Annotated in this window: 25 protein-coding genes, 1 tRNA gene and 1 other RNA gene; 12 read left to right on the plus strand and 15 right to left on the minus strand. The window is 72.8% G+C overall.

Translation table 11 applies throughout. The features are described from left to right. Positions 1-59 precede the first annotated feature (59 nt). Complete coding sequence (locus tag ACFT55_RS02630; protein WP_380241195.1) at positions 60-659, plus strand: DUF6318 family protein; 600 nt, start codon at positions 60-62, stop codon at positions 657-659. Between the two features lies 1 nt (position 660). Continuing rightward, positions 661-1647, plus strand: a complete 987-nt coding sequence (locus ACFT55_RS02635; protein ID WP_380241193.1) for a hypothetical protein — start codon at positions 661-663, stop codon at positions 1645-1647. 111 nt (positions 1648-1758) lie between these two features. Here ACFT55_RS02635 and ACFT55_RS02640 read toward each other — a convergent pair whose 3' ends face one another. The 7 genes from ACFT55_RS02640 to recR all read right to left on the minus strand — a co-directional run bounded on the left by ACFT55_RS02640 (position 1759) and on the right by recR (position 7922). Continuing rightward, positions 1759-2883, minus strand: a complete 1125-nt coding sequence (locus ACFT55_RS02640; RefSeq protein WP_380241191.1) for an aspartate-semialdehyde dehydrogenase — start codon at positions 2881-2883, stop codon at positions 1759-1761. 7 nt (positions 2884-2890) lie between these two features. After that, a complete protein-coding gene (locus ACFT55_RS02645; protein WP_380241189.1) occupies positions 2891-4195 on the minus strand; it encodes an aspartate kinase in 1305 nt (434 codons plus the stop codon). A gap of 126 nt (positions 4196-4321) precedes the next feature. After that, complete coding sequence (locus tag ACFT55_RS02650; protein ID WP_380241187.1) at positions 4322-5104, minus strand: TSUP family transporter; 783 nt, start codon at positions 5102-5104, stop codon at positions 4322-4324. A gap of 97 nt (positions 5105-5201) precedes the next feature. Continuing rightward, entirely contained in the window at positions 5202-6032 is an 831-nt protein-coding gene (locus ACFT55_RS02655) for a hypothetical protein (RefSeq protein ID WP_380241177.1), read from the minus strand. Then, positions 6029-6592 carry an RNA polymerase sigma factor gene (locus ACFT55_RS02660; RefSeq protein ID WP_380241175.1) on the minus strand — a complete coding sequence of 188 codons (564 nt, stop codon included), beginning with the start codon at positions 6590-6592 and terminating at the stop codon, positions 6029-6031. Before ACFT55_RS02660 ends, ACFT55_RS02655 begins: the two co-directional genes overlap by 4 nt. An 87-nt stretch (positions 6593-6679) precedes the next feature. Next, on the minus strand, positions 6680-7249 hold the full coding sequence (locus tag ACFT55_RS02665) for a DUF5063 domain-containing protein (RefSeq protein WP_380241173.1): 570 nt from the start codon (positions 7247-7249) through the stop codon (positions 6680-6682). Positions 7250-7322: 73 nt separating this feature from the next. Then, entirely contained in the window at positions 7323-7922 is a 600-nt protein-coding gene (gene recR, locus ACFT55_RS02670) for a recombination mediator RecR (RefSeq protein ID WP_380241170.1), read from the minus strand. Between the two features lie 158 nt (positions 7923-8080). Here recR and ACFT55_RS02675 point away from each other — a divergent pair, with 158 nt between their 5' ends. Further along, entirely contained in the window at positions 8081-8623 is a 543-nt protein-coding gene (locus ACFT55_RS02675) for an NUDIX hydrolase (RefSeq protein ID WP_380241168.1), read from the plus strand. Positions 8624-8689: 66 nt separating this feature from the next. Here the strand turns inward: ACFT55_RS02675 and ACFT55_RS02680 are convergent, their stop codons facing one another. From ACFT55_RS02680 to ACFT55_RS02690, 3 genes are read right to left on the minus strand one after another with little or no spacing between them, the layout of a single operon-like run. Continuing rightward, positions 8690-9106: a VOC family protein gene (locus ACFT55_RS02680; protein ID WP_380241166.1), complete on the minus strand. Its 417-nt coding sequence runs from the start codon at positions 9104-9106 to the stop codon at positions 8690-8692. A 10-nt stretch (positions 9107-9116) separates the two neighbouring features. After that, complete coding sequence (locus tag ACFT55_RS02685; protein WP_380241164.1) at positions 9117-9590, minus strand: NUDIX domain-containing protein; 474 nt, start codon at positions 9588-9590, stop codon at positions 9117-9119. Position 9591: 1 nt separating this feature from the next. Beyond that, complete coding sequence (locus ACFT55_RS02690; RefSeq protein WP_380241162.1) at positions 9592-12801, minus strand: DNA polymerase III subunit gamma and tau; 3210 nt, start codon at positions 12799-12801, stop codon at positions 9592-9594. Between the two features lie 91 nt (positions 12802-12892). Here ACFT55_RS02690 and ACFT55_RS02695 point away from each other — a divergent pair, with 91 nt between their 5' ends. From ACFT55_RS02695 to ACFT55_RS02705, 3 genes are read left to right on the plus strand one after another with little or no spacing between them, the layout of a single operon-like run. Then, positions 12893-13474: a TetR/AcrR family transcriptional regulator gene (locus ACFT55_RS02695; protein ID WP_380241160.1), complete on the plus strand. Its 582-nt coding sequence runs from the start codon at positions 12893-12895 to the stop codon at positions 13472-13474. Continuing rightward, positions 13467-14249, plus strand: a complete 783-nt coding sequence (locus ACFT55_RS02700; RefSeq protein ID WP_380241158.1) for an ABC transporter ATP-binding protein — start codon at positions 13467-13469, stop codon at positions 14247-14249. The genes ACFT55_RS02695 and ACFT55_RS02700 overlap by 8 nt, the downstream gene beginning before the upstream one ends. After that, positions 14246-15034: a hypothetical protein gene (locus tag ACFT55_RS02705; RefSeq protein WP_380241156.1), complete on the plus strand. Its 789-nt coding sequence runs from the start codon at positions 14246-14248 to the stop codon at positions 15032-15034. The genes ACFT55_RS02700 and ACFT55_RS02705 overlap by 4 nt, the downstream gene beginning before the upstream one ends. A 12-nt stretch (positions 15035-15046) precedes the next feature. On the opposite strand, the gene ACFT55_RS02710 is transcribed toward ACFT55_RS02705, so the two are convergent. The 4 genes from ACFT55_RS02710 to ffs all read right to left on the minus strand — a co-directional run bounded on the left by ACFT55_RS02710 (position 15047) and on the right by ffs (position 18341). Continuing rightward, positions 15047-15709, minus strand: a complete 663-nt coding sequence (locus ACFT55_RS02710; RefSeq protein WP_380241154.1) for a methionine ABC transporter permease — start codon at positions 15707-15709, stop codon at positions 15047-15049. After that, positions 15706-16821 carry a methionine ABC transporter ATP-binding protein gene (locus tag ACFT55_RS02715; protein WP_380241152.1) on the minus strand — a complete coding sequence of 372 codons (1116 nt, stop codon included), beginning with the start codon at positions 16819-16821 and terminating at the stop codon, positions 15706-15708. The genes ACFT55_RS02710 and ACFT55_RS02715 overlap by 4 nt, the downstream gene beginning before the upstream one ends. Before the next feature lie 92 nt (positions 16822-16913). Further along, positions 16914-17813, minus strand: coding sequence for a MetQ/NlpA family ABC transporter substrate-binding protein (locus ACFT55_RS02720; RefSeq protein WP_380241150.1), 900 nt, complete (start codon positions 17811-17813; stop codon positions 16914-16916). Positions 17814-18244: 431 nt separating this feature from the next. Further along, an RNA gene (gene ffs, locus ACFT55_RS02725) (signal recognition particle sRNA small type) lies at positions 18245-18341 on the minus strand. 196 nt (positions 18342-18537) lie between these two features. Between ffs and ACFT55_RS02730 the strand changes: the two genes are divergently transcribed. The 6 genes from ACFT55_RS02730 to ACFT55_RS02755 all read left to right on the plus strand — a co-directional run bounded on the left by ACFT55_RS02730 (position 18538) and on the right by ACFT55_RS02755 (position 22055). Further along, positions 18538-18622: transfer RNA gene (locus ACFT55_RS02730), tRNA-Ser, on the plus strand. 780 nt (positions 18623-19402) lie between these two features. After that, on the plus strand, positions 19403-19570 hold the full coding sequence (locus tag ACFT55_RS02735) for a hypothetical protein (protein ID WP_380241148.1): 168 nt from the start codon (positions 19403-19405) through the stop codon (positions 19568-19570). A gap of 9 nt (positions 19571-19579) precedes the next feature. Next, positions 19580-20008 carry a hypothetical protein gene (locus ACFT55_RS02740; RefSeq protein WP_380241146.1) on the plus strand — a complete coding sequence of 143 codons (429 nt, stop codon included), beginning with the start codon at positions 19580-19582 and terminating at the stop codon, positions 20006-20008. 221 nt (positions 20009-20229) lie between these two features. Further along, entirely contained in the window at positions 20230-20991 is a 762-nt protein-coding gene (locus ACFT55_RS02745) for a class I SAM-dependent methyltransferase (protein ID WP_380241144.1), read from the plus strand. Between the two features lie 78 nt (positions 20992-21069). Beyond that, positions 21070-21366 (plus strand): type II toxin-antitoxin system VapB family antitoxin, encoded by a 297-nt coding sequence (locus ACFT55_RS02750; RefSeq protein WP_380241142.1) that lies wholly within the window; start codon positions 21070-21072, stop codon positions 21364-21366. A gap of 50 nt (positions 21367-21416) precedes the next feature. Next, positions 21417-22055 (plus strand): LytR C-terminal domain-containing protein, encoded by a 639-nt coding sequence (locus tag ACFT55_RS02755; protein ID WP_380241140.1) that lies wholly within the window; start codon positions 21417-21419, stop codon positions 22053-22055. Between the two features lie 22 nt (positions 22056-22077). Here the strand turns inward: ACFT55_RS02755 and ACFT55_RS02760 are convergent, their stop codons facing one another. Next, positions 22078-23436 (minus strand): uracil-xanthine permease family protein, encoded by a 1359-nt coding sequence (locus ACFT55_RS02760; RefSeq protein WP_380241138.1) that lies wholly within the window; start codon positions 23434-23436, stop codon positions 22078-22080. Between the last annotated feature and the right edge of the window lie 173 nt (positions 23437-23609).

Consider the following 23609-nt stretch of genomic DNA (forward strand, 5'->3'; position numbering starts at 1 on the left):
GGCCCGCTGCGGGATCGACCTACAGTGACGCGACCTCGCCGCCGACAGGAAGCCTCGTCATGACCCGCACCCGGGCCGTCCTCGCCGCCACCTCCCTCGCCACGGCCGCCGCCCTGCTCGTCGCCGGGTGCGCCGAGGACGAGCCACCGACCGCCACACCGCGGCCCGGTACCAGCGCCAGCACGAAGCCCTCGCCGTCGCCGTCGCCGACAGCCAAGGCTGTCGTCGTGGCACCCGAACGACCCCAGGCGCTGGACGACGACGGGCCCGCCGGCGCCGAAGCCGCCGCGGTCTACTTCCTCGAGCTCGACGACTACATCATGAAGACGGGCGACACCGCCGAGTGGGAGGCCATGTCGCACAAGAGCTGTGAATACTGCGCCAATCGCCTGAGGCAGGCGCGAGAAATCGCAGCGAAGGGTTACGACTGGGAGAGCAAGCCGACCACCGCGAGCGTCACACATTTGTACGAACAAGATCAGGCGACCGGGATCTGGCCGGTCGACGTCAAGGTCGCGCAGGGTGCCGTCACCCTGACGGATATGACGGACGCGGTCATCTACGAGGAAAAACCAGTCCAACTGCACCTGGCTGTCGAGGTCGGGCGACAGGACGGTGCCTGGGTCATGATCGGCGCCGCCCAGATCAAGGAAAAGTGAGATGCGCGAAATCGCGAAACTCGCGGCGACCTCACTTGGCTTGATGACCGCACTCGTCCTCCCGTCGGTAGCGACATCGCCCGCCGACGAGGGATCGATCTGGAGCAGGGCAGACGAGGCAACCGACACCATGCAGGTCGGACGCGAGGGCGATGCTCACGCAGGAAACACGGGGCCTGGCAAGTCCACTTCCGGCCAATCCCAGGACCGCTACCTGCGCGCGGACGCCACGGCCTGCCTCACGTTCGACGACCTCGAAGCCGTCCAAGCCATCACCACCGCACCCGGCGCCTGCCCCCAGAACACCACCGAAGCCCAGATCACCCCCGCCTGCGACGGCACCCGCCTGCACGCCCTATGGGTCCAACGCCTGCGCAAGGACGGCACCTACGCCAACCCCGAACAACTCACCGACGACCAATGCATCACCCCCACCGACCTCACCACCCAAGCCCGCCACGCCTTCCGCACCCTGCACATCCCCACCCCCACCGCCACCCTCCAAGCCACCCCACCCCTGCTCGTCAACATCCACTACCCCGCCTACACCACCGCCACCCCCCACGACCGCGACACCACCCTCCTCGGCATCCCCCTCACCATCCGCGCCGAACCCACCAGATACACCTGGGACTTCGACGACCCCCACAGCACCAGCAACACCCTCACCACCACCGACCCCGGACACCCCTGGCACCCCGGCGACCCCACCCCCGACACCACCTGGATCGGGCACACCTACACCCGCCTCGGCACCCCCGACACCGACCCCCACACCCACACCGACACCCACGGCAACGTCTACCGCACCCACATCACCCCCACCCTCACCACCACCTGGCAAGGCCGCTACCGCATCCAAGGCACCAGCACCTGGACCACCATCCCCGACACCCTCACCACCACCAGCACCACCACCCCCCTCACCATCACCGAAGCCCGCACCCACCTCGTCTGCCAAGACCTCCACGGCAACCGCACCTGCTGACCCACCCACGGACAGGTCGACCGCGGACAGGGTCGGGCACGGGTCCGCACAGCACGAGGCCCGGCGACGATCGCTCGTCACCGGGCCCCGTGGTTGTGCAGGCGCTGCAGGTCAGGCGGGGGTGGCCTCCGCAGCCTCGGCGGCGTCGACGTCTTCGAGCGCGGCCAGCTCGGCCAGGTCGCCGGCGACGATCTCCGCGATCTGGACGGCGTTGAGCGCCGCACCCTTGCGTAGGTTGTCGTTCGCGACGAACAGGACGAGTCCGCGCCCGCCGGGCACGGACTGGTCGGTGCGGATCCGCCCGACGAACGACGGGTCGGCTCCCGCAGCCTGCAGCGGCGTGGGCACGTCCGCCAGCTCGACGCCCGGCGCGGACGCGAGCAGCTCCCGGGCACGCTCGGGCGTGATCGCGGCACCGAACTCGGCGTGGATGGCCAGCGAGTGCCCGCTGAACACCGGCACCCGCACGCAGGTGCCGGCGACGGCCAGGTCGGGCAGGCCGAGGATCTTGCGGGACTCGTTGCGGAGCTTCTGCTCCTCGTCGGTCTCGCCCGAGCCGTCATCCACGAGGTTCCCGGCCAGCGGCAGCACGTCGAACGCGATGGGCGCGACGTACTTGTCCGGCGTCGGGAAGTCGACCGCCGCACCAGAGTGCGCCAGTCCCTCCAGGTCCCCGGCGACGGCGGCCCGCGCCTGGTCGGCCAGCTCCTTGACCCCGCCGAGGCCGGAGCCGGACACCGCCTGGTAGGTCGCGACGCGCAGCCGCTCCAGCCCTGCCTCGTCGGCCAGCGGCTTGAGCACCGGCATCGCGGCCATCGTGGTGCAGTTCGGGTTCGCGACGATGCCCTTGACGGCGTCGCCGATCGCCTCCGGGTTCACCTCGGAGACGACCAGCGGCACCTCGGGGTCGAGGCGCCACGCTGACGAGTTGTCGATGACGACGGCGCCCGCCTCGGCGAACCGGGGCGCGTGCTCGCGCGACGTGCCGCCGCCCGCGGAGAAGATCGCGACGTCGACGTCCGCCAGGTCGTCGGTGGCGGTGGCCGCGACGTCCTCGACGACGACGTCCACGCCCTCGAACGGCAGGGTGCTGCCGGCGGAGCGCGCCGAGGCGAAGAACCGCAGCTCCTTGACCGGGAAGGCGCGCTCCGCCAGGAGGCGGCGCAGCACGCCGCCGACCTGGCCGGTGGCGCCGACGATGGCGACGTTCACGCCGGAGGTGTTGATCTGGACCATCAGCGCGTCACCGCCCCGAGCCGGCGTAGACGACGGCCTCGCCCTCGGCGGAGTCCAGCTCGAACGCCGTGTGGATGGCGCGCACCGCGTCGTCCAGGGCGTCCTCGCGGGTCACGACCGAGATGCGGATCTCCGAGGTGGAGATCATCTCGATGTTGATCCCCGCGTCCCGCAGCGCGCCGAACAGCCGCGCCGAGACCCCGGGGTGCGACTTCATGCCCGCGCCGACCAGCGACAGCTTGCCGATCTGGTCGTCGTACTGCAGCGACGCGAACCCGATCTCCTCCTGGAGGGCGTTCAGCGCGGCGAGCGTGGAGGGGCTGTCCGCGTGCGGCAGCGTGAACGAGATGTCCGTGAGGCCGGTGTGGGCTGCCGAGACGTTCTGCACGATCATGTCGATGTTCGCGCCCGCGCCGGCCACCACCTCGAAGATGCGGGCGGCGGTGCCGGGCTTGTCCGGCACGCCGACGACGGTGATCTTGGCCTCGCTGCGGTCGTGCGCGACGCCGGAGATGATCGGGGCTTCCATCTCTGTCTCCTCCTGGTCGCCCGTGGGGGCGTTGGGGTCGATCGCGTCGCCGTACGTACCGGTGACGAGGGTGCCGGTGGTGTTGCTGAACGAGCTGCGCACGTGCACGGGCACGTCGTAGCGGCGTGCGTACTCCACCGCACGCAGGGCGAGGACCTTGGCGCCGGACGCGGCGAGCTCGAGCATCTCCTCGTAGGTGACGCGGTCGATCTTCCGCGCTGCCGGGACGATGCGCGGGTCGGCGGTGAACACGCCGTCGACGTCCGTGTAGATCTCGCAGACGTCGGCGTCGAGCCCTGCCGCGAGCGCGACCGCCGTCGTGTCCGAGCCGCCGCGGCCGAGCGTCGTCACGTCGTTCGACGAGCTCACGCCCTGGAACCCGGCGACGATCGCGACCTGGCCCCGCTCCACCGTCTCGCGGACACGGTGCGGGACGACGTCCACGAGCCGCGCGCGGCCGTGCACGGCATCGGTGATGAGGCCGGCCTGCTGGCCGGTGAAGGACTTCGCCTTCACCCCGAGGTTCGTGATCGCCATGGCGAGCAGGGACATCGAGATGCGCTCACCGGAGGTGAGGAGGATGTCGAGCTCGCGCTGCGGGGGCAGCGGGGTGATCTGCCCGGCGAGGTCGAGGAGCTCGTCCGTGGTGTCGCCCATGGCGCTCACCACGACGACGACGTCGTTCCCCGCCCGCTTGGTCGCCGCGATCCGCTTCGCCACGCGCTTGATGCTGTGGGCGTCGGACACGGAGGATCCGCCGTACTTCTGTACGACAAGTGCCATACCTGTCACAACCTTCTGCTGGCCGGCCTCCGTCTCTCTCAACGGCCCGCCGGGTGCTGGTGCTTGCCCGTCGATGCTACGTGGTCGTCACCTCGGGCCGCAGGTGTGGTCCAGGTCGTGAACGCCTCACGCGCTCCAGTCGTGCCAGACGTCGTACCCGAGCTTGATGATGAGCGCGCCCACCACGACGACGAAGATGACGCGCACGAACGCGCTGCCCTTGGCGACCGCCATCCGCGCTCCGACGTACGCGCCCACGAGGTTGGCCGCGCCGATCATGAGCCCCAGCCCCCACAGCACGGCGCCGTGCGGGACGAAGAACAGCAGCGCGCCGAGGTTCGTCGCGAAGTTGGTGATCTTCGCCAGCGCCGACGCCGGCAGGAACGCGTAGCCGAGCACGCTCACCAGCGCGATGACGAGGAACGTGCCCGTGCCGGGTCCGAGCAGCCCGTCGTACGCGCCGATGACGAGCCCGATGCCGGCCGCGGTCCAGCGGTGCCGGTTGCCCTCCCAGCGCAGGTTGTCGTGCGCGCCCAGCTTCGGCTTCAGCACGGTGTACGTGGCCACGCCCACGAGGACGACGAGGATGATCGGCTTGAACAGGTCGGCCGGGATGCGGCTGGCCAGCGCGGCCCCGCCGAACGCCCCGACCAGGGCCGCGAGCGCCATCGGGCCGGCGGTCGTGAGGTCGGGGCCCACCCGGCGGTAGTAGGTGATCGCGCTGGTCGACGTCCCCATGATCGAGCCGAGCTTGTTCGTGGCCAGCGCCTGCACCGGCGAGATCCCGGGCACCAGCAGCAGCGCCGGGAGCTGGATCAGCCCGCCGCCCCCCACGACGGCGTCGACCCAGCCGGCGGTGAGCCCGGCGAGGACGAGCAGCACGATGGTGAGGGTGTCGAGGTCGGGCACGCGGGAATCCTGCCATGCCCACCGGCGCCGATCTCGCCCGTGGCGGTTCTCCCGCCGTCCCTGCCGTGATCGCCTCCCTGTCGGGATGCGACGACGGTCAGAGAGTCAGACGGACCGTGTCGGTGGTGCCGTCGGTGTACGTGACCTGGACGTCCACCCCGTCGCTCGACGCGCCCAGCAGCTCATCACCGGGGAACCAGAGGGCGAAGTGACCACCGGTCACGGTGGCGACGACCCGGCCGTGCGACCGGCTGTCGTACGCGACGCTCGAGACCTCGGTCCCGGCATCGCCGGCCGCCAGCGAGATGTCGCCGGAGCTCATCGTGCCCACGCCCAGGTCTCTCGCCGACAGGTCGCGCGGTCCCGGTGCTGCGTAGGCGGTGGGGGCGCCGACGGAGCCGATCCAGGCCTTGTCGAAGAGGTGCGAGGAGTCGTCGGTGATGCAGAGGGCCGAGAATCCGCCGACGTCGGCGAGCATCACCGTGCTCCAGGCCCCTCGGCGTTCAGCCACGACGGTCTCGGAGCGGTCCAGCAGGTCGACGTACGCGCTGCCGGGACCTCCTGCCTGGCTCTCCCGGCATGCGTCGGCCGCCCGCTCACGCTCTTGCGCTGACATGCCTTGCGGTGTCGCCTTCCAGGTGGCGAAGGCCTGGTCTCCGCCGGTGAGCGCAGGCATCACCACGATCGACGCGGCGGCCGCGACCGCCACGCCGCCGAGCAGGGCTGCTCGACGGACGGGCCTGGAAAGCTGGGGGGCGCGGACGTCGGCGATCGGTGACGACGCGAGCCTCGGCCCCGTCGCCCGACCAGGCTCCGTCGCCAGGATGGTGTCGAGGTCAGCGCGAGCACGGGAGCTGGTGGGGTCGACGGTGCGGTCGGCCCGGTCCAGCAGCCGCAGGGCGCCGTCGATGGTGTCGGAACGGTTCATGATGCTGCGGTCCTCTCGGTGACGGGGGTCGATGGCGCGGCCTGCCGGGGCAGGTCGTCGAGGAACAGCCGGAGCGCTCGACGCGCCCGACTCAGTCGCAGCCGGAACGCCACCGGCGAGATGCCGAGGACGGCGGCGGCCCGGGGCGCATCGAGACCTTCGAACGCTGCGAGAGCGATCGCCTCCTGGTGCGTCTCGCTCAGGAGCTTCCATGCCCGGCCGAGGTCGATCAGGCTCACGACCCCGTCGGCCTCCATGGCCGACGGGAGCGACGGCGTGTCGGCGAGGTGCACGCCGAGGGCGCGGCGGCGCTGCTCACCCCGCTGATCGTTGAGCATGAGGTTGCGGGCGATGCCGAAGACCCAGGCTCGGGCGTCGTCGTGCGAGCGTGGCAGGTCCTCGAGGCGACGCCAGACCACCAGCAGCGCCTCGGCAGCCAGGTCCTCGGCACGGTCGGGATGCGCTCGACGTTGGGCGAACCTCACGAGGTCCGGATAGACCGCCTCGTAGAGCGCCCTGAAGGTGCGTTCCGGATCGGCGTGCCGCTGCTGCTGGCTCATGCCCGGTACCTGTCCGTCACCCCGCCGAGTGTGTCGCGGCGCAGGGCGACGGGTCGTGCCGCGCGGCGACCGCCGCCGGCCTGACGCTCAGGAGTGCAGGGCGTCGTACTCCGCCTCGGCGGCGACGTCGTCGTCGACGTCGAGGCGCAGGTGCGCGAGCACGCCCTGCAGCACGCGCAGCGCCGACGACGCGCGCTCGCCCCAGGACGACAGGTAGCTGAACTGCCACCACCACAGGCCTTCGAGCTCGTGACCGTCGTCGAAGTGCTGCAAGCCCTTGGCGATCTCCTCGGCGACGCACGCCAGGTCGCCGGACAGGGTGGCGGGGGTGACGTCGGCGCTGAGCGCCGGGTCGGCCACCTCCACGTAGTCGTCGAAGCCGTCGAACATCTTCGCGAGCGCGTCACGCAGGGGGTCGACGTCGGTCTCCGGGCCGGCGTCGGGCTCCCACCGCTCGGCGGGGACGACGTCGACGATCGCGGCCAGCCGCGCGCCCGCGGCGAGCAGGTCGGACGTCGCGAGGATCAGCAGCGAGAGCTCGGCCCCCGGTGCGGCGCCGGACGCCACCTGCGTCGTCGTCGAGAGGAACACGCGCGCCTGCGCGGACATCTGCTCGGCGACGTCCCGGAACTCTGAGCCCGCCTCGATCTCCCCCACGATGCTGCCCCCTCCCGCCGTGGTCGACGGCGTCGGTCGTGCTGGACGGTGTCCTCGCGGGCGTCGCGGCTGGTCAGCCGCCGACGACCCGCCGGCCCTCGAACGCGCGCCCGAGGGTCACCTCGTCCGCGTACTCCAAGTCTCCCCCGACGGGCAGGCCGCTGGCCAGACGAGACACGGTGACGCCCATCGGGGCGATGAGCCGCGACAGGTACGTGGCCGTCGCCTCGCCCTCGATGTTGGGGTCGGTGGCGAGGATGACCTCGGTGACCGCCCCGTCGGCGAGGCGCGTCATGAGCTGGCTGATGCGCAGGTCGTCGGGGCCGACGTTCTCGATCGGGTTGATGGCGCCGCCGAGCACGTGGTACCGCCCCCGGAACTCCCGCGTGCGCTCGATGGCGACGACGTCCTTGGGCTCCTCGACGACGCAGATCACGTCGTCGCTGCGGCGCGGGTCCGCGCAGATGCGGCACTTCGGCGACTCGGCGACGTTGCCGCACGTCTCGCAGAACTGCACGCGCGCCTTGACCTCGGTGAGCGCGTCGGCCAGGCGGCGCACGTCGGCGGAGTCGGCCGCGAGCAGGTGGAACGCGATCCGCTGCGCGCTCTTGGGCCCGACGCCGGGAAGGCGGCCGAGCTCGTCGATCAGGTCCTGGACTGCGCCCTCGTACACAAGGACCCAGCCTACGGGCCGCCGGAGACACCGCGGACTGTCGGTGCCGGACAGCGGCGGCTCCGTGATCGGTGCGGCACTTCACGACCGTGTCGGCAGTTCGGACTGCCGCCCCGATGCCGAACTGCCGACGTGACCACTGCGGCAGGATGGCTCGCATGGATCTGTCCGCCTCCGAGGTCGTGGCGCTGCTCGACGACGACGGGCGCCCGTGCGGTACGGCGCCCCGGGCCCGGGTGCGTGCCGAGAACCTGCGGCACGCCGCGACGGCGGTCGTCGTGCGCAACGGCGCCGGCGAGGTCTACGTGCACCGCCGCACGGACACGAAGGACCTCTACCCCGGCCGGTACGACTTCTGCGCCGGCGGCGTGCTGCGCGCCGGCGAGGACCCGGCGGAGTCCGCCGTCCGGGAGCTGGCCGAGGAGCTGGGGGTGACGGGTGTCGACCTCGCGCCCCTCGGGTCCGCCGACTACGCCGACGACCGCACGCGCATGCGCGAGTTCCTCTACGAGTGCACCTACGACGGCGCCGTCACCTGGCAGCCCGAGGAGGTCGCCTGGGGCGCGTGGGTCCCGCCCGCCCGGCTGCTCCGGATGATCGACGAGCTGCCGTTCATGCCCGACAGCGTCGCCAACTTCGCGTCCTGGCTCGACGACCTGCGCCGCTCCCAGCCCAGGTCGTCCCAGGCCCCCGCGAGGTAGTCCCAGGCCTGCCGAGGTAGTCCCGAGCCTGCCGAGGTAGTTCCGAGCCCGCCGAGGTGTTCTCGGTCAGCCCGCGACGAGCTCGGCCTCGAACCCGTCCTCGTCCTCCAGGTAGGCGGCGTAGTGCTCCGGGCCGCCGGCGAACGGATGGCGGTCGGCGAAGAGCAACGTCCACCCGTGCTCGGGAGCGGCGGCGACCAGTGCGTCGAGCTGGGCGCGCGTGCCGGCGTGGAGGGCGAGGTGGTTCAGCCCGGGACGACGGCGGTCGTGGGTGGTGTCCGACAGCGCCGGGCTCTGCTCGACGACCACGTAGGCGTCGTCGAGCAGCCACGACCGCCCGTGCTCCCAGGACTGGTGGGGGCGGTACTCGAGCCGGGCGAGCAGCCAGCCCCATGAACGCTCGGCGCGCGCGAGGTCCGGTACCCACAGCTCGACGTGGTGGATCGCACCGCGCCGCGGGCCCCCGGGCACGGGTGCGCTCACCGGCCGAAGGTCATCGGCCGGCGGCGACGTCGGCCATGAGGTCGACCGACAGCGGTGCCAGCGGGTGCGGCGCGACGGGGTCGGCCGGGTCGACCCAGACGTGCTCCTCGAGCTCGGCCCGCGTCTCGACGACGAATCCCTGCGGCAGCCCGATCTCGAAGACGTGCGCGTCGACCACGTGGTCCGGCTCGTTGGCCGCTACGGCGGCTCGGCGGGCCAGCGGCCGGGCGGCGGTCGGGTCGACGACGAGGCCGATCTCCTCCGCGCACTCGCGCACGAGCGCTGCCACCGGCTCCTCCCCCGGCTCGATCTTGCCACCCACCTGCATGAACGCGGTGGTCCCGCGCTTGCGCACGAGGAGCGCGCGGCCGTCGTCGCGCACGATGACGGCGGCGACGATGTGCAGCGTGGTGGTCGCCGGGGTCGCCGGGGTAGTCGGGATCTCCGGAGCGGAGCTCGACGCGGTGGTCGGGTGGCCGGTCATGTCAGGGCTGCTCCGCGATCTCCTCGATGACCTTGCCGCCCAGCACCTGGACCACCAGCTGCACGCCGACCAGTCCGGTCGACGTGATGTCGGGGTCGTCGGCGGACGGCTCGTCGTCCATCCCGCCCGGGCCGGACGACCCGCCCCAGGCGGGTCGAGCCTCGGCCTGCTGCGCCTCGCGCACGCGCCGCTCGGCTGCCTGCCGCGGCGTCTCGCGGACGGGCGAGCCGGCAGGCGCACCAGCCGGCGAGGTGGTCGGTGCCGGTACGGTCGGCGGCGGGGCGGCCGGAGACGGCGGTGCCACTGACGGGGTGGCGGCAGCCTGAGCCGTCGCCGACGCCGACGGTGCGGGGCCGGACGGAGCGGCGGCGGACCGGTTCGGCTCGGCCGGACCTGGCGCGGACGGCGCGGACGGCGCGGGTGCCCGGACCTCCTGCGTCCACGACGACGGGTCGCCGGCCCGGGAGCCGGACGGCGGCACCGTCTCGACGGCGGGGGCGCTGGACCCGGTGGCGCGCCGCGGCGCGGCGGCAGCGGTGGACGCGCCCGCCAGCCAGGCGGCGTCAGCGTCCTCCGCCGCCGTGCGCGCCGGCGCGGCCGCACGCCCCTGAGGGACCACGGCCTCCGAAGATGCGGGCTCCGCAGATGTGGGCTCCGCAGATGCGGCCTCAGAGGATGCGAGCTCAGGGGACGCGTCGCGCTGCGACTCCGTCGGGCGCTCAGCGAGGGCGACGCCGGCAGCTGTCGCGCCGGAGGTGCCGGGCGACTGCGGACCGGCCGCCGCCACCGTGGCCGCCGCGACGGTCGCGACCGGGGTCGCGGCGACAGGCGCGGACGGACGCCCCTGGCCGGCTCCGGGCGCCGGCACCTCCGGCCACCCACCACTGCCATTGCCATTGCCACCAGCGGTCGGTGCGGAGCCGGAAGCTCCGTGGCCCCCAGAACTGCGGCCCCCAGGACCGTGGCTCCCGGCACCGAATCCCGTCGGCCCGGTACCCGCGGGGCGATCGCCGCCCGGGCGGTTGCCGGACGCGCGCGAGAACCCGGACCGCCCGGCGGAGTCGTCGGCGCTCGGAGCGGGTTCCGGGTCGGGGTCTTCGGGCGGCGGGCCGCCGGGGTCGCCTCCGGAGGGCGCGGACCCGCCACCGGACCGCCCTTCGTCGACGGTGGCCTCGACCCGCACCTGGACACCGAGCGTCTGGTAGACCGACTCGCTCACGGCGTCCACGTGCCGGGGCTGCGAGAACGTCCGTGCCATGCCGGGGGCGGCGAAGCCGAGTCGCAGCAGCCCGCCTTCGAGCGACGCGACCTGGGCGTTCGGGCCGACGAGCGCACGAGTCACCGGGCTCCCGATGTTCGCGACCACCTCGTCCCAGCGTCGGCGGACCATCTCCGCGGTCGCGCCCGGCGCCCCGCCGGCGACGGGGGGCTCGACGGCGGCCACGCTGACCGGCTGCGCGTCCACCGGCGCTGCGTCGTCCGCCTCTGCAGCGACTTGCTCAGGGTTGACGGGGACAGGGTTGACGGGCTCAGCGTCGACGGGCTCAGCAGCGACCGGCTCTGCGCCGACGGGCTCTGCGTCGTCCGTCGCCGCGTCGTCCGTCGCCGCATCGTCGGGCTCCGCGACGTCCGGCTCAGCGTCCACCGTGCGGAGGTCCTCGACGCCGGCGACCGGCGGCTCGGGGTCCACAACCTCGGAGGCCAGGGGCGTAGCGTCTTCCGCCCGGGTGTCGGCGTCGCCGTCCTGGGGCGCCTCGCCCGAGCCCGCCGGTCCGGACGCGAGCCCCGACGCGGCGGACGCGTCGGACCCGGCACGCTCCGGCACCGCTGCGGCAGGCGCGGCCGCTGCGGCGGGCACCGCCGTCTCAGCCTGCTCGGCGGAGTCGGCGGAGTCGGCGGGGCGACGGCTCGCCTGCAGAGCGGCACGCGCGGCGGCGGCACCGCTCAGGCCACCGGCCGCAGGCGCAGCCGCCGGGGGCGCGTCCGTCGCGGGCCCACGGTCACCCGTCGCGGCGGGCGCGGACCGCACGGGCGCGCTGCCGATGACTCCGCGCTCGAGGCGGTCGATCCGGGCCGCGAGACCCTCCGCGCCGTCGTCCGCCCCGGGGAGCAGCAGCCGTGCGCAGAGCAGCTCGAGGTGCAGCCGCGGGGAGGTGGCGCCGGTCATCTCGGTGAGCGCGGCGTTCACGAGGTCGGCCGCGCGCGACAGCTCGGCCACGCCGAGGCGCCCGGCCTGGGTGCGCATCCGCTCGAGCTGGTCGGCGGGCAGCCCACGGAGCACGGCCTCGGCGGCGTCACCGGAGACGCCGATGACGATGAGGTCGCGCAGCCGCTCCAGCACGTCCTCCACGAACCGCCGGGGCTCGTGCCCGGTGGAGATCACCTGGTCGACCACGCGGAAGATGGACGCGCCGTCGCTCGCGGCGAGAGCGTCGATGACGTCGTCGAGCAGCGTGGCGTGGGTGAAGCCGAGCAGACCGACCGCGGTGTCGTACTCCACGGTGCCGCCGGTCGCACCGGCGATGAGCTGGTCGAGCACGGAGAGGCTGTCGCGCACGGAGCCGCCGCCGGCGCGGGTGACCAGCGGCACGACGCCCCCGCCCAGCTCGATCCCCTCGGCGGCGGTGAGCTGCTCGAGGTACGGGCCTAGCACGTCCGGCGGCACGAGCCGGAACGGGTAGTGGTGGGTGCGCGAGCGGATGGTGCCGATCACCTTGTCCGGCTCGGTCGTCGCGAAGACGAACTTCACGTGGGGCGGCGGCTCCTCGACGATCTTGAGCAGGGCGTTGAAGCCCTGCGGCGTCACCATGTGCGCCTCGTCGAGGATGAAGATCTTGTACCGGTCGCGCGCGGGGGCGAACGTGGCCCGCTCGCGCAGGTCGCGCGCGTCGTCGACGCCGTTGTGGCTGGCCGCGTCGATCTCCACGACGTCGAGCGAGCCGGGGCCGCCGCGCGCCAGCTCGACGCACGACGGGCACTCGCCGCACGGGGTGTCGATGGGGGTCTCCGGCGTGTTGCGGGCGCAGTTGAGCGTCCGCGCGAGGATGCGCGCCGACGTCGTCTTGCCGCAGCCGCGCGGGCCGGAGAAGAGGTACGCGTGGTTGACGCGCCCGCTGCGCAGGGCCTGCATGAGCGGTGCGGTGACGTGCTCCTGGCCGATCACCTCGGCGAACGTCTCGGGCCGGTAGCGGCGGTACAGAGCGGTGGTCACCCCGCCAACCCTAGACGCCCCAGCCGACACGGACGAGGCCGCTGCACAGGGCGAAAAGTGAGTCACTCACATTCAGGTGTACGGTGGCTTCATGACCGCCGACGGCCCCGTGCTCGTCACCCCGCGGGCGCGACGTACGCGCGACCGCCTCGTCTCCCACGCCCTGGACCTCTTCGAGCGGCAGGGTTACGACGCCACGACGACCGCGCAGATCGCCGACGCCGCCGGAGTCACGCAGATGACCCTGTTCCGACACTTCCCCACGAAGGACGCCCTGCTGGTCTCCGACCCGTACGACCCGCTCATCGCGGAGGCCGTCGGCGCCCAACCGGCAGACCTGCCGCCCGTCGAGCGCGTCCGGCGAGGCATGCTCGCGGCCCTCCGCGACGTCGCGCCCACCGAGGACACCACGGCGCAGCGGCGGGTCGCGCTGGTCGCGCGGACGCCGAGGCTGCGGGCGGCGGCCGTCGGCGCGACCGCGGCCACCGAGCGCGCGGTCGCCGACCGCCTGGTCGCCGACGGCGTCCCTCGCTTCGACGCGACCGTCGCCGCGGCCGCGTGCCTGGGCGCGTGCACCGCGGCGCTCCTCGCGCCCGCCGACCCCGCGACGACGGTCGCCGACACCGTCGCCCGCGCGCTCCGGCTGCTCGCGCCGGGTGACGACGATGCCTGACCCGCTTCCCGCCCTCGCGCTCCGCGACGTCCACCACGCCTTCGGCGGGAGGCGGGCGCTCACCGGCCTGTCCGTCACCGTGGCGCCCGGCGAGGTGGTGGCCATGATCGGGCTCAACGGAGCGGGGAAGACGACGGCGCTGCGCGTGCTCACGGGCCGCCTGCGGCCCGCAGCCGGTGCCGCCCGGGTGCTGGGTCACGACCCGGCACGGCTGCCCGTGGCCGCCGCCCGCCGGTTCGGCCACGTCGTCGGCGCCGCGCTGGTGGACCCCGCCCTCACCGTCGTCGAGAACCTCCGGGTCGCGGCCCTCCTGCACGGGCTGGCCCGCGACGCGGTCGACGACGCGGTGGTCGCCGTCGCGGACCGCCTCGACCTCACCCCCTGGGCCGACGCCCGCGCCCGCGCCCTGTCCCTCGGCAACGCGCAGCGCCTCGCCGTCGGGTGCGCCGTCGTCCACGCGCCCGACGCCCTCGTCCTGGACGAGCCCACCTCGGCCCTGGACCCGCGGGGGGTCGTGCTCGTGCGCGCGCTGGTCCGGGAGCGCGCCGCGAGCGGGGCCGCGGTCCTGGTGTCGAGCCACCACCTCGACGAGGTGGCGCGCGTCGCGGACCGCGTGCTCGCGGTGCACGGCGGGCGCGTCGTCGGGACGCTCGCCCCTGGCGGGGCCGAGCTCGAGCGCCGGTTCTTCGACCTCGTCCTCGCGGCCGACGTCGCGGCCGAACCCCTGGCCGACCCTCAGACCGACCCTCAGGCCGACCCTCGGAGGCACGCGTGACCGCGCTGCGCACCGCCCTGCTCGTCGAGCTCCTCGCGTGGCGTCGCGCCACCGTGCAGCGGCTCGCGACACCGCTGCTGGTCGCGCTGGTCCCGCTCGCGTCGGTCGGGCTGACCGCGCTGGCACGGTCGGGCGCGGTGCAGGGAGCGGGCGCCGCCAAGCTCGCCGACTACGCCACCGGCGACCTCGCCACGACCCACCTCGTCGTCGCCGGCCAGATCCTCTCCGTCGCGGTGCTCATGGCCGGCGGGTTCGCCGTGGCCGCCACCTTCGGCCAGCCGCTGGCCGACGGGCGCGCGGGCGCGTACTTCGGCCTCGCGACGCCGCGCGGCACCCTGGCGCTCGCGCGGGTGCTGGTCGTGGCGGGTTGGCTGGCGGCGTGCGTCGTCGCGACGACCGTGCTCACCGTGGCGACGTCGGCCCTCGCCGCCGCCTCGACGTCCGCACCCTTCGGCCCGGACGCCTGGGCGGCCGCCGGCCGAGCCCTCGGCGCCGGCCTGCTCGGGACCGGGCTCAGCCTCCCGTTCGCCGCGGTCGCGACGGCGACGCGCAGCCCCCTCGCCACGGTCGGCGCGCTGATCGGGGTCGTGGCGCTGACGCAAGTCGTCGTGCTGGTGGGAGCGGGCGCCTGGTTCCCCTACGCCGTCCCGTCCCTGTGGACCGGCACCGGCGGGCCCGAGGCTGCGGCGGACGTCGGCGGGGCCGCGCTGGCCCTGACCGCGGTCGTGGCACCCGCCGCGGCGGTGCTCGTCGCCGCACAGTGGCGCCGCCTCACGGACGTCTGACCCGAGGGGAGCTCAGCGGTGCAGCACCTTGCGCGCCAGGAGGTTCCCCAGCCACTGCACGACCTGCACGATCACGATGATCACCGCGACGGTGACGACGACGACCATCCAGTTGTACCGCTGGTAGCCGTACCGCAGCGCGAAGTCACCCAGGCCGCCACCACCGATGAGGCCGGCGATCGCGGACATGTCGAGCACCGCGATGAACAGGAACGTGTACCCCAGGATCAGCGGCGCCAGCGCCTCGGGCACGAGGACGGTGGTGATGATCCGCCACGACGACGCGCCCATCGCCCGGGCCGCCTCCACGACGCCGGGGTCGATGCCGACGAGGTTCTGCTCGACGATGCGGGAGGTGCCGAACGCCGTCATCACGGACAGCGGGAAGATGAACGCCGCGGTGCCCAGCGTCGTGCCGACGACCTGCAGCGTCACCGGCCCGAGCAGCGTGACGAAGATGATGAACGGGATCGGCCGCACGATGTTGACGAGCACGTTGAGCACGCCGAACACGGCCCGGTTCGCCATGAGGTTGCCCGGCCGCGTGACGTAGAGCGCCAGCCCCAGCGCCAGCCCGGCGAGGCCGCCGGTGAGCATCGCCACGGTGACCATCTGCAGGGTCTGGCCGAACGCCTCCCACAGGAGCGGCCAGAGGGTGTCCCAGTCGCGGTTCATCGGGTGCCTCCCTCGGCGAGAGCTGATCGTGGGTCGTCGAGCGGGCGGGCGGCGGTGCCGAGGTCGACGACGTCGGCACGGGTGCGCAGCGCCGCGAGGAACGCGGCGACCCGCTCGTCGGGGGCGACGAGCTCGACGGTGAGCGACCCGAAGGGCCGCTCCCCCACCTCGCTGATGCCGCCGAAGACGACGGCGCCGTCCACCTCGTGCTCGCGCAGCAAGCGAAAGAGGTCGGTGCCGGTGCTCGCGCCCTCGCGCACGCCCACGGTGACGAGGCGGCCCGGGTGCCGCTCGCGCAGCCGGGCGAGGGCGTCGGGCGACGGCCGGTCGTGCATCGCGGTGCCGACGAAGCGCTGGGCGGCGTCGGCCCGCGGGGCGGAGAAGACGTCGTACACGTCGCCGACCTCCACGACCTTGCCGCGCTCCATGACGGCCACCCGGTCGCAGATGGAGCGCACGACCTCCATCTCGTGCGTGATGACGACGATGGTGATGCCGAGCTCGGCGTTGACGCGCCGCAGCAGCGCCAGCACGTCCCGGGTGGTCTCGGGGTCCAGGGCCGACGTCGACTCGTCGGCGAGAAGGATGGTCGGCGACGTCGCGAGGGCGCGCGCGATGCCGACCCGCTGCTTCTGGCCGCCGGAGAGCTGACGCGGGTAGGCCTTGGCCTTGTCGGCCAGGCCGACGAACTCCAGCAGCTCGGCGACCCGCGCCGCGCGCTCCTCCCGCGGCCAGCGCGCCACCTTGAGGGGGTAGGCCACGTTGCCCGCGACGGTGCGCGAGGTCAGCAGGTTGAACTGCTGGAAGATCATGCCGATGCGGGCGCGCACCCCGCGCAGCCGCCGCTCGGGCAGCCCCGAGAGGTCGGTGCCCTCGACGACGACCGTCCCGGAGGTCGCGACCTCCAGGGCGTTCACCAGGCGCACGAGGGTCGACTTGCCCGCGCCGGAGTAGCCGATGACGCCGAAGATCTCGCCCGCGTGCACCGTCAGGGACACGTCGTCCACGGCGCGCACGGCGCGGTCGCCGTCCCCGAAGATCTTCGACACCCCGCGCAGCTCGATCGCCGGGGTGCCGGCGCGCGCCGCGCCTGCGGTCTCGGTCTCGCTCACGTGTCCGTCCTCACTGCTCAGTCCTCGTCCTTCGCCGTCGTGCCCAGCACCGCGGACGGGGCGCGGGTGGCGCGCCCCGTCCGGGTGGCGGGTCAGGAGGCCGCGCGGATGTCGTCCTCGAGGCCGGTGAGGATCTTCTGCAGCTCCTCGGGCGAGTTCTTCTTGATGACGGCGGTGCCGCCGGATGCCTTCTTCTCGGCGGCCACGACCGCGTCGGAGTGCGAGACCTCGGCGAGCTTCAGGAGGTCCGGGTCGTCGGCGTCCTCGGCCCGCGCCACCCACACGTTGATGTAGGGCTCGGCGGCCGCGGAGTCGGGGTCGTCCTGGAACAGGGCGTCGTCGGCGGAGAGGCCGGCGTCCTCGATGTAGTCGTTGTTGATGACCGACGCGTCCACCGACTGGAGCTGGATCGGGGTCTGCTCGGCGGAGACCGGGGTCACGGAGACCTTGGAGCTGGGGAGCACGTCGGCCTCGGTCGAGACGGCGCTGCCGCCGTCCTTCAGCTCGATGAGACCGGCCTCCTGGAGCACGAGGAGCGCGCGGGCCAGGTTGGTCGGGTCGTTCGGGACGGCGACCTGGCCGCCGGCGGGGATCTGGTCGAGCGAGTCATGCTTCGACGAGTACAGACCCAGCGGGTAGACGGCCGTGGCGCCGATGGGCGTCAGGTCGTCGTCGGCGTCGACGTTGTACCCGGCGAGGAACTGCAGGTGCTGGAACTGGTTGGCGTCGAGCTGGCCCTGCGAGAGGGACGGGTTGGCCTGCGTGTAGTCCTGGAGGTCCACGAGCTCGACGTCGAGGCCTTCGGCCGCTGCCTCCTGGGTGAAGACGCCCCACTTGTCGTCGGAGGCGCCGACGACGCCGACACGGAGCTTGCCGTCCCCCTTGCCGTCGCCCGAGGCGGCGTCCGAGCCGCCGCAGGCGGACAGGGCGAACGTGGTGACGGCGGCGATCGCGGTGACGGTGAGGAGGCGGTTGCGGGTGCTACGGGACATGGTCGTCCTTCCGGGCAGGCGCCGGGGTGCGGCGCCGAAAGAGGCGGGGTGGGTGCGGCAGCCACGGCCATCAGCTCGAGGCGGCGAGAGAACGGGGCTCCCGGGCGGTGCCGGGGGCGGGGCGACGGCGGGAGGCGCCGTCAGGCGCGAGGCCGAGCGATGGTCAGTCGAGCACGCACATTCGTCCCGCGGTCGCCGCCGGGCAGCACATGTCGCCGCGACGGCAGGAGCGCGCGGTCGAGGGTGCTGCGGGAGCGAAGCGGGACATGCCGTCAAGGTGACCATCCGCAGCGGCCCTGCACCAAGCCGGTGACCGGCAAATCTCAGGGACCGGACGGAAATGTGTCCGCATCGTGGATTCTGTGACCCGGGGCACTCTCGCTACGCCGCGAGGGCCTCCTCTGCCGCGCGTTCTGGGACGGTCCGGCAAAAATAAGGACCCCCCGCACACCCACCAGAGCTCACTTACCCTTGCTGCCTTCCGGCCCTGGGGGAGTTCGGCGAGATGGTGCCGCACGAGGGGTCTGCCCGACAGCCTAACCGAGACCCCGCCCGGTCCCGAAACCGGCGCCGGGACCTCCTCGCACCCGCGCCGCGCCCCGGCACGGCCCTGCCGGGGTGCAGCGAGAGCCGAGACCACCGTCACGTCCTCGCGATTCGGACGGAGCCGCAGGTGTCGGCTATCCTGCTGAGGCTGCTGGCGATCGATGCCGGCTGCGCTCCAGGAGGATTCGCCTAGCGGCCTATGGCGCACGCTTGGAAAGCGTGTTGGGTTCACGCCCTCGGGGGTTCGAATCCCCCATCCTCCGCCTGGAACCGACGGGGCCCGCACCACACGGTGCGGGCCCCGTCGTCGTTCGCGCAACCTCGTCTCTGCGCGGACCGGGAAGCGACTCATCGAGCATCGTGGCTCGGTCGCCCCTTCAATCAGTACCGCTCATCCGACCCGCCGCGCCGGTCCCGGGCCGGCTGCCGACCGGACGGACGCTCGCACGATTCACTGCGGGGTACGCGACGGGCTCAGCACCGCGGTGTGACGAACTGGGCTTGCAGTTCTTGCAATCCGTCTCGTTCTGGCGGTCGCACCCCGCGACGGGGGCGGAACCTGGTCGACGGACCGCAGGGCAGAGCTTCTCGAACGAGCCGAGGGGCCCCGCGGACCGTTGAACAGGTCGAAGGGGTCTGAGTTGAGAAGGACTGCACGAACCGTCACGGCCGGGCTGGTCGGTGCCTGCCTGCTGGGCGGGAGTATCTCCACTGCCGCGGCCGCCACCCCTGCGGGGTCGACACCACGTTCACCCAGGCCGGGCTGAGCATCATCGACGCGCACACCACGATCACCCCGGGCACGGTGAAGGTGCTGGGCCGATCGGGCAAGGTCCGCGTCGATGCCGCCGTCACCACCACGACCACCTCGACCGGTATGCCCGGCATCCATGAGTCAGGCGGGCCAGTCGGTTCGGGAAGCGAGGAGATCGAGTCGTCCTGGACCGACACCCACCGGTACGTGCTGCGCCAGACCGACACCGGCTACCAGGTCATCTCCGACACCGTGCTACGGCCGCGCCGACGGCACCATCGACCACGTCATGGTCGTCACCGGCAACCGCACCGGCGTGTACAAGAACTACCCGAACATGCCGTTCATCAGCCAGAAGAGCTCCAACCGTCACAACATCCCCCTGACCACCTCGATCAAGCTCGCCAAGGACCAGGGCAAGACCAAGCGCGTCTGGTACGCACTCAAGCACCGCTAGGAGGTACCGATGTCCGACAGCGATCTCGCCGTTCTCCTGTCCGTCGTGTGGACCCTGCCCCTACTCATCGTCGGGACGACAACACTCGTCTTGATCATTGCCAACCTTCGAGGCGTTCGGCGCACCCGCGCGGTCGCCTGGCCTGTCACTGCCGTCGCCCTCATCCTGCTGGCCTTTGCATGGTGGAACTGCCTTGGGCAAGCGACCGCTCGCGACGGTGCCATCTGCGGGAGCGTGATCGGGCAAGCACTCATCGACGACACGATCTACCCCGAATGCGAGGGCAACGCTTGGCCAGTCCTCCTACCGTGGACGATTGTCACAATCGCCACCTTCGCCGCCTGGGCCTACGTCATCATCCGTTGGACCTCGCGCACCGACCGAACTCCCCACGCTCCAGAGAGTTCGGCAGCACCTGACGCCGCCGCAACGCCCTAGCCGCCGGCCCGCAACACGTCGTGGCGAAGCGGCGACCGCCTCCCACAGCGTCGGTGTGCACGTGTCGACGAATTGCCATCGATCAACGGGCACAAGATCGCCATCGGGCGATGCGGCGGGCCTTGCGCTCGTCGATCAACTCCCTCATGTGCACGGGTGCGGCCTCGCACGCGCCAGAATTCCCTTGGCGGCCGCCCGGCTGCCGCCGGAGCATGGGCGCCATGGACCGCACCTTCGACGAGCTCGTCGCCGAGGCCGACGCCGCGCCGATGGCGGGCTGGGACTTCTCCTGGCTTGCGGGCCGCGCCACGGAGGAGCGCCCGAGCTGGGGCTACTCGCGGCTGCTGCACGCACGGCTCGGCACCGTCGACGCGGCGCTCGACCTGCAGACCGGCGGCGGCGAGGTGCTCGCCGCCGCGCCCACGCTCCCCCGCCTGCTGGTCGCCACCGAGGGCTGGCCCCCGAACGTCGCGGCCGCGACCGCGCGGCTGCACCCGCGCGGCGTGGCCGTCGTCGCGCACGACGACGACGCGCCGCTGCCGTTCGCCGACGCGGCGTTCGACCTCGTCACGAGCCGGCACCCGGTGGTGCCGCGCTGGGCGGAGATCGCCCGCGTGCTGCGACCCGGCGGCACCTATCTCGCACAGCACGTGGGCCCGGCGAGCGTCTTCGAGCTGGTCGAGCACTTCCTCGGCCCGCTGCCCGACGACGTACGGCGCGGCCGCGACCCGCAGGACGAGGTGGCCGGCGCCCGCGCGGCGGGGCTCGAGCTGGTCGACCTGCGAGCGGAGCGCCTGCGGATCGAGTTCCACGACGTGGGCGCGGTCGTGTGGTTCCTGCGCAAGGTCGTGTGGATGGTGCCCGGGTTCACCTCCGACGCCTACCGGACCGAGCTGCGCGCGCTGCACGACCGGATCACGACGGACGGGCCGTTCGTGGCCCACTCGTCCCGCCACCTGCTGGAGCTGCGACGGGCACCGTGACGGGATCGTGACGACATCGTGTCCGTATCGCGAGGCAACCGCCCGCCTGGTCACGAGCCCGCCCCTACGATGGCAGCCATGATCTTCAAGGCCGTGGGGGACGGCCGTCCCTACCCCGACCACGGACACGTCACCGCGAAGGACTGGGTGGACGTGCCCCCGCGCCAGGTGCGCCTCGACGAGCTCGTCACCACCAAGCGCACGCTCGACCTCGACCACCTGCTGGCGGAGGACTCGACGTTCTTCGGCGACCTCTTCGCGCACGTCGTCGAGTATCAGAACGTCCTCTACCTCGAGGACGGCCTGCACCGCGCCGTGCGCGCCGCCCTGCAGCAGCGCCCGGTGCTGCACGCTCGCGTGCTCGTGCTTCGCTGAGCCCGCCGCGCTCCCACGAACAATCCCTCGAACTCAGGTAGTTTCTTCGCGTGACATCACCCGCCCCCGACCCGGCCCGCGAGACGCGCCGCAGGCGCGAGCACGAGCGTCAGGCCGTCGTCTTCGGGCTCATCATCGTGTTCCTGCTGGTCGCCGCGCTGGCGGCCGCCGCGATGTACTCGGGCGCCTTCAGCTCCCCGTTCTCGCGCCCCATCTACACGCCCGTCGCCGAGGCCCCGCAGCCAGAGCCCTGCCTCCCCCAGGTCAAGGGCCAGCCCGACGGCGCGCTCCCCGTGCCGTACTCGAAGGTCAAGGTGCGGGTCTACAACGCCGCCGACGGCAGCGAGCCGCTCGCGGGGGCGAACGCCGACGCGCTGACCGAGCGCGGCTTCGACGTCGTCACGAGCGGCAACTGGCTCGCCAAGCTGGACCAGTCCGAGGTGCGGTTCGGCACGAAGGGCATCACGCGGGCCTACACGCTCGCCGCCCAGTACCCCGACGTCCGCCTCGTGCTGGACAACCGCAAGGGCCAGACCATCGACCTTCTCGTCGGCGAGCAGTACAGCCCCCCGCTGAGCGAGGACCGCGTGCTCCTCACGGCCGACACCCCGATGCAGGACGTCGAGGGCTGCGTGCCCGCCGCCGAGATCACGCCCATCAAGCAGGAGACCATCAAGAAGCAGGGCTGACCCCGCGGCGAGCGCGCCCTCGTCAGTCGACCGGCGACGCCGCCGCGGGAGCCGAGGCGGGCGAGGCCGGCTCCTGGCTGGTCCCGCGCCAGCGGGCCACGGCGCGCATGCCGTGGAAGATGACCAGCGCCGACGCCGTGCCCAGCGCGATGCCCTCGAAGGACAGGTCGCCGACCACCCACGTGAAGTTCGCGATGCCGACGATCAGCGGCACCGCCGCGGTGGTGAGGTTCACCGGGTTGCCGAAGTCGACCTTGCCCTGCACCCAGATGCGCGCGCCGAGGATGCCGATCATGCCGTAGAGCATCGTCGTCGCGCCGCCCAGCACACCCGCCGGGATGGTCGCGATGAGCGCACCGAACTTGGGCGACATCGACAGCAGGAGCGCGGTCACCGCAGCCACCCAGTACGCCGCCGTCGAGTACACGCGGGTCGCCGCCATGACGCCGATGTTCTCCGCGTACGTCGTGGTGCCGGAGCCGCCGCCGACGCCCGCGAGCGTCGTCGCCAGACCGTCGCTGAACAGCGCCCGGCCGGTGAGGTCGTCGAGGTTGCGGCCGGTCATCGCCGCCACCGACTTCACGTGGCCGACGTTCTCCGCGATCAGCACCAGCACGACCGGAACGAACAGCCCCAGCACCGCCGGGTCGAACGACGGCGTGACGAAGTGCGGGAAGCCGAACCATCCCGCCTCGCGGACGGTCGTGAAGTCCACCTCGCCGCGGATCGTCGCCACGACGTAGCCGATGATCACGCCCACGAGGATCGACAGGCGGCCGAGGATGCCGCGGAACAGCACCGTCACGAGGATGATCGCGACGAGTGTGATGGTCGCCGTCACGGGTGCGGCGCGGAACCCGCTGTCGCAGGCCTGCACGATCTCGCCGTCGACGACCGACTCGCTGCACGAGCCCCACGCCGCAGGCGCAAGGTTCAGCCCGATGAGCGCGACGATCGTGCCGGTGACCACCGGCGGCATGACGACGTCGATCCAGCGGGCGCCGGCGAAGTGCACCAGGACGCCGATCGCGGCCAGCACGAGGCCGGTGACCAGGATGCCGCCGACGGCGACGGACTCGCCGTGCGACGCCGTCGCCGCGGTGATCGGCGCGATGAACGCGAAGCTGGAGCCCAGGTAGCTGGGGAGCCGGTTCCGCGTGACCAGCAGGAACAGCGCCGTGCCGATCGCCGAGAAGAAGAGCGTCGTCGCGGGCGAGAAGCCGGTGAGCACCGGCACGATGAACGTGGAGCCGAACATGGCCACCACGTGCTGCATCCCGATGCCGATGGTGCGCGGCCAGCTCAGCCGCTGCTCGGGGGCGACGACGTCGCCGGGGCCGACGTGCTTGCCGTCGCCGTGCTTGGTCCAGCCGAGGCTCATGGTGCTCCGTCCGTCGGGCCCAGAAATGGGCCGCCGTGCTCACCGTGGATGCTCGCCCGTGAACGTCCGGTGAAGATTGCCGCCGCACAGCGTACTTGCCGCGCCGGGCCGCACCACCACCCGAAAGCTGCCGAGGTAGTGCGAACCGCGCCGAGGTAGTTCATGACGCACGG

This window comes from Isoptericola sp. NPDC057191 (genome assembly GCF_042670225.1).
In the GTDB taxonomy this organism is placed as follows: Bacteria; Actinomycetota; Actinomycetes; order Actinomycetales; family Cellulomonadaceae; genus Isoptericola.

What these genes read in the sequence shown, in the direction of transcription:
- ACFT55_RS02630 (WP_380241195.1), top strand. Translation starts at nt 60, where the DNA reads ATGACCCGCACCCGGGCCGTCCTCGCCGCCACCTCCCTCGCCACGGCC.
- ACFT55_RS02635 (WP_380241193.1), top strand. Translation starts at nt 661, where the DNA reads ATGCGCGAAATCGCGAAACTCGCGGCGACCTCACTTGGCTTGATGACC.
- ACFT55_RS02640 (WP_380241191.1), bottom strand. Translation starts at nt 2,883, where the DNA reads ATGGTCCAGATCAACACCTCCGGCGTGAACGTCGCCATCGTCGGCGCC.
- ACFT55_RS02645 (WP_380241189.1), bottom strand. Translation starts at nt 4,195, where the DNA reads ATGGCACTTGTCGTACAGAAGTACGGCGGATCCTCCGTGTCCGACGCC.
- ACFT55_RS02655 (WP_380241177.1), bottom strand. Translation starts at nt 6,032, where the DNA reads ATGAACCGTTCCGACACCATCGACGGCGCCCTGCGGCTGCTGGACCGG.
- ACFT55_RS02660 (WP_380241175.1), bottom strand. Translation starts at nt 6,592, where the DNA reads ATGAGCCAGCAGCAGCGGCACGCCGATCCGGAACGCACCTTCAGGGCG.
- ACFT55_RS02675 (WP_380241168.1), top strand. Translation starts at nt 8,081, where the DNA reads ATGGATCTGTCCGCCTCCGAGGTCGTGGCGCTGCTCGACGACGACGGG.
- ACFT55_RS02685 (WP_380241164.1), bottom strand. Translation starts at nt 9,590, where the DNA reads ATGACCGGCCACCCGACCACCGCGTCGAGCTCCGCTCCGGAGATCCCG.
- ACFT55_RS02695 (WP_380241160.1), top strand. Translation starts at nt 12,893, where the DNA reads ATGACCGCCGACGGCCCCGTGCTCGTCACCCCGCGGGCGCGACGTACG.
- ACFT55_RS02700 (WP_380241158.1), top strand. Translation starts at nt 13,467, where the DNA reads ATGCCTGACCCGCTTCCCGCCCTCGCGCTCCGCGACGTCCACCACGCC.
- ACFT55_RS02710 (WP_380241154.1), bottom strand. Translation starts at nt 15,709, where the DNA reads ATGAACCGCGACTGGGACACCCTCTGGCCGCTCCTGTGGGAGGCGTTC.
- ACFT55_RS02720 (WP_380241150.1), bottom strand. Translation starts at nt 17,813, where the DNA reads ATGTCCCGTAGCACCCGCAACCGCCTCCTCACCGTCACCGCGATCGCC.
- ACFT55_RS02735 (WP_380241148.1), top strand. Translation starts at nt 19,403, where the DNA reads ATGGTCGTCACCGGCAACCGCACCGGCGTGTACAAGAACTACCCGAAC.
- ACFT55_RS02740 (WP_380241146.1), top strand. Translation starts at nt 19,580, where the DNA reads ATGTCCGACAGCGATCTCGCCGTTCTCCTGTCCGTCGTGTGGACCCTG.
- ACFT55_RS02745 (WP_380241144.1), top strand. Translation starts at nt 20,230, where the DNA reads ATGGACCGCACCTTCGACGAGCTCGTCGCCGAGGCCGACGCCGCGCCG.
- ACFT55_RS02750 (WP_380241142.1), top strand. Translation starts at nt 21,070, where the DNA reads ATGATCTTCAAGGCCGTGGGGGACGGCCGTCCCTACCCCGACCACGGA.
- ACFT55_RS02760 (WP_380241138.1), bottom strand. Translation starts at nt 23,436, where the DNA reads ATGAGCCTCGGCTGGACCAAGCACGGCGACGGCAAGCACGTCGGCCCC.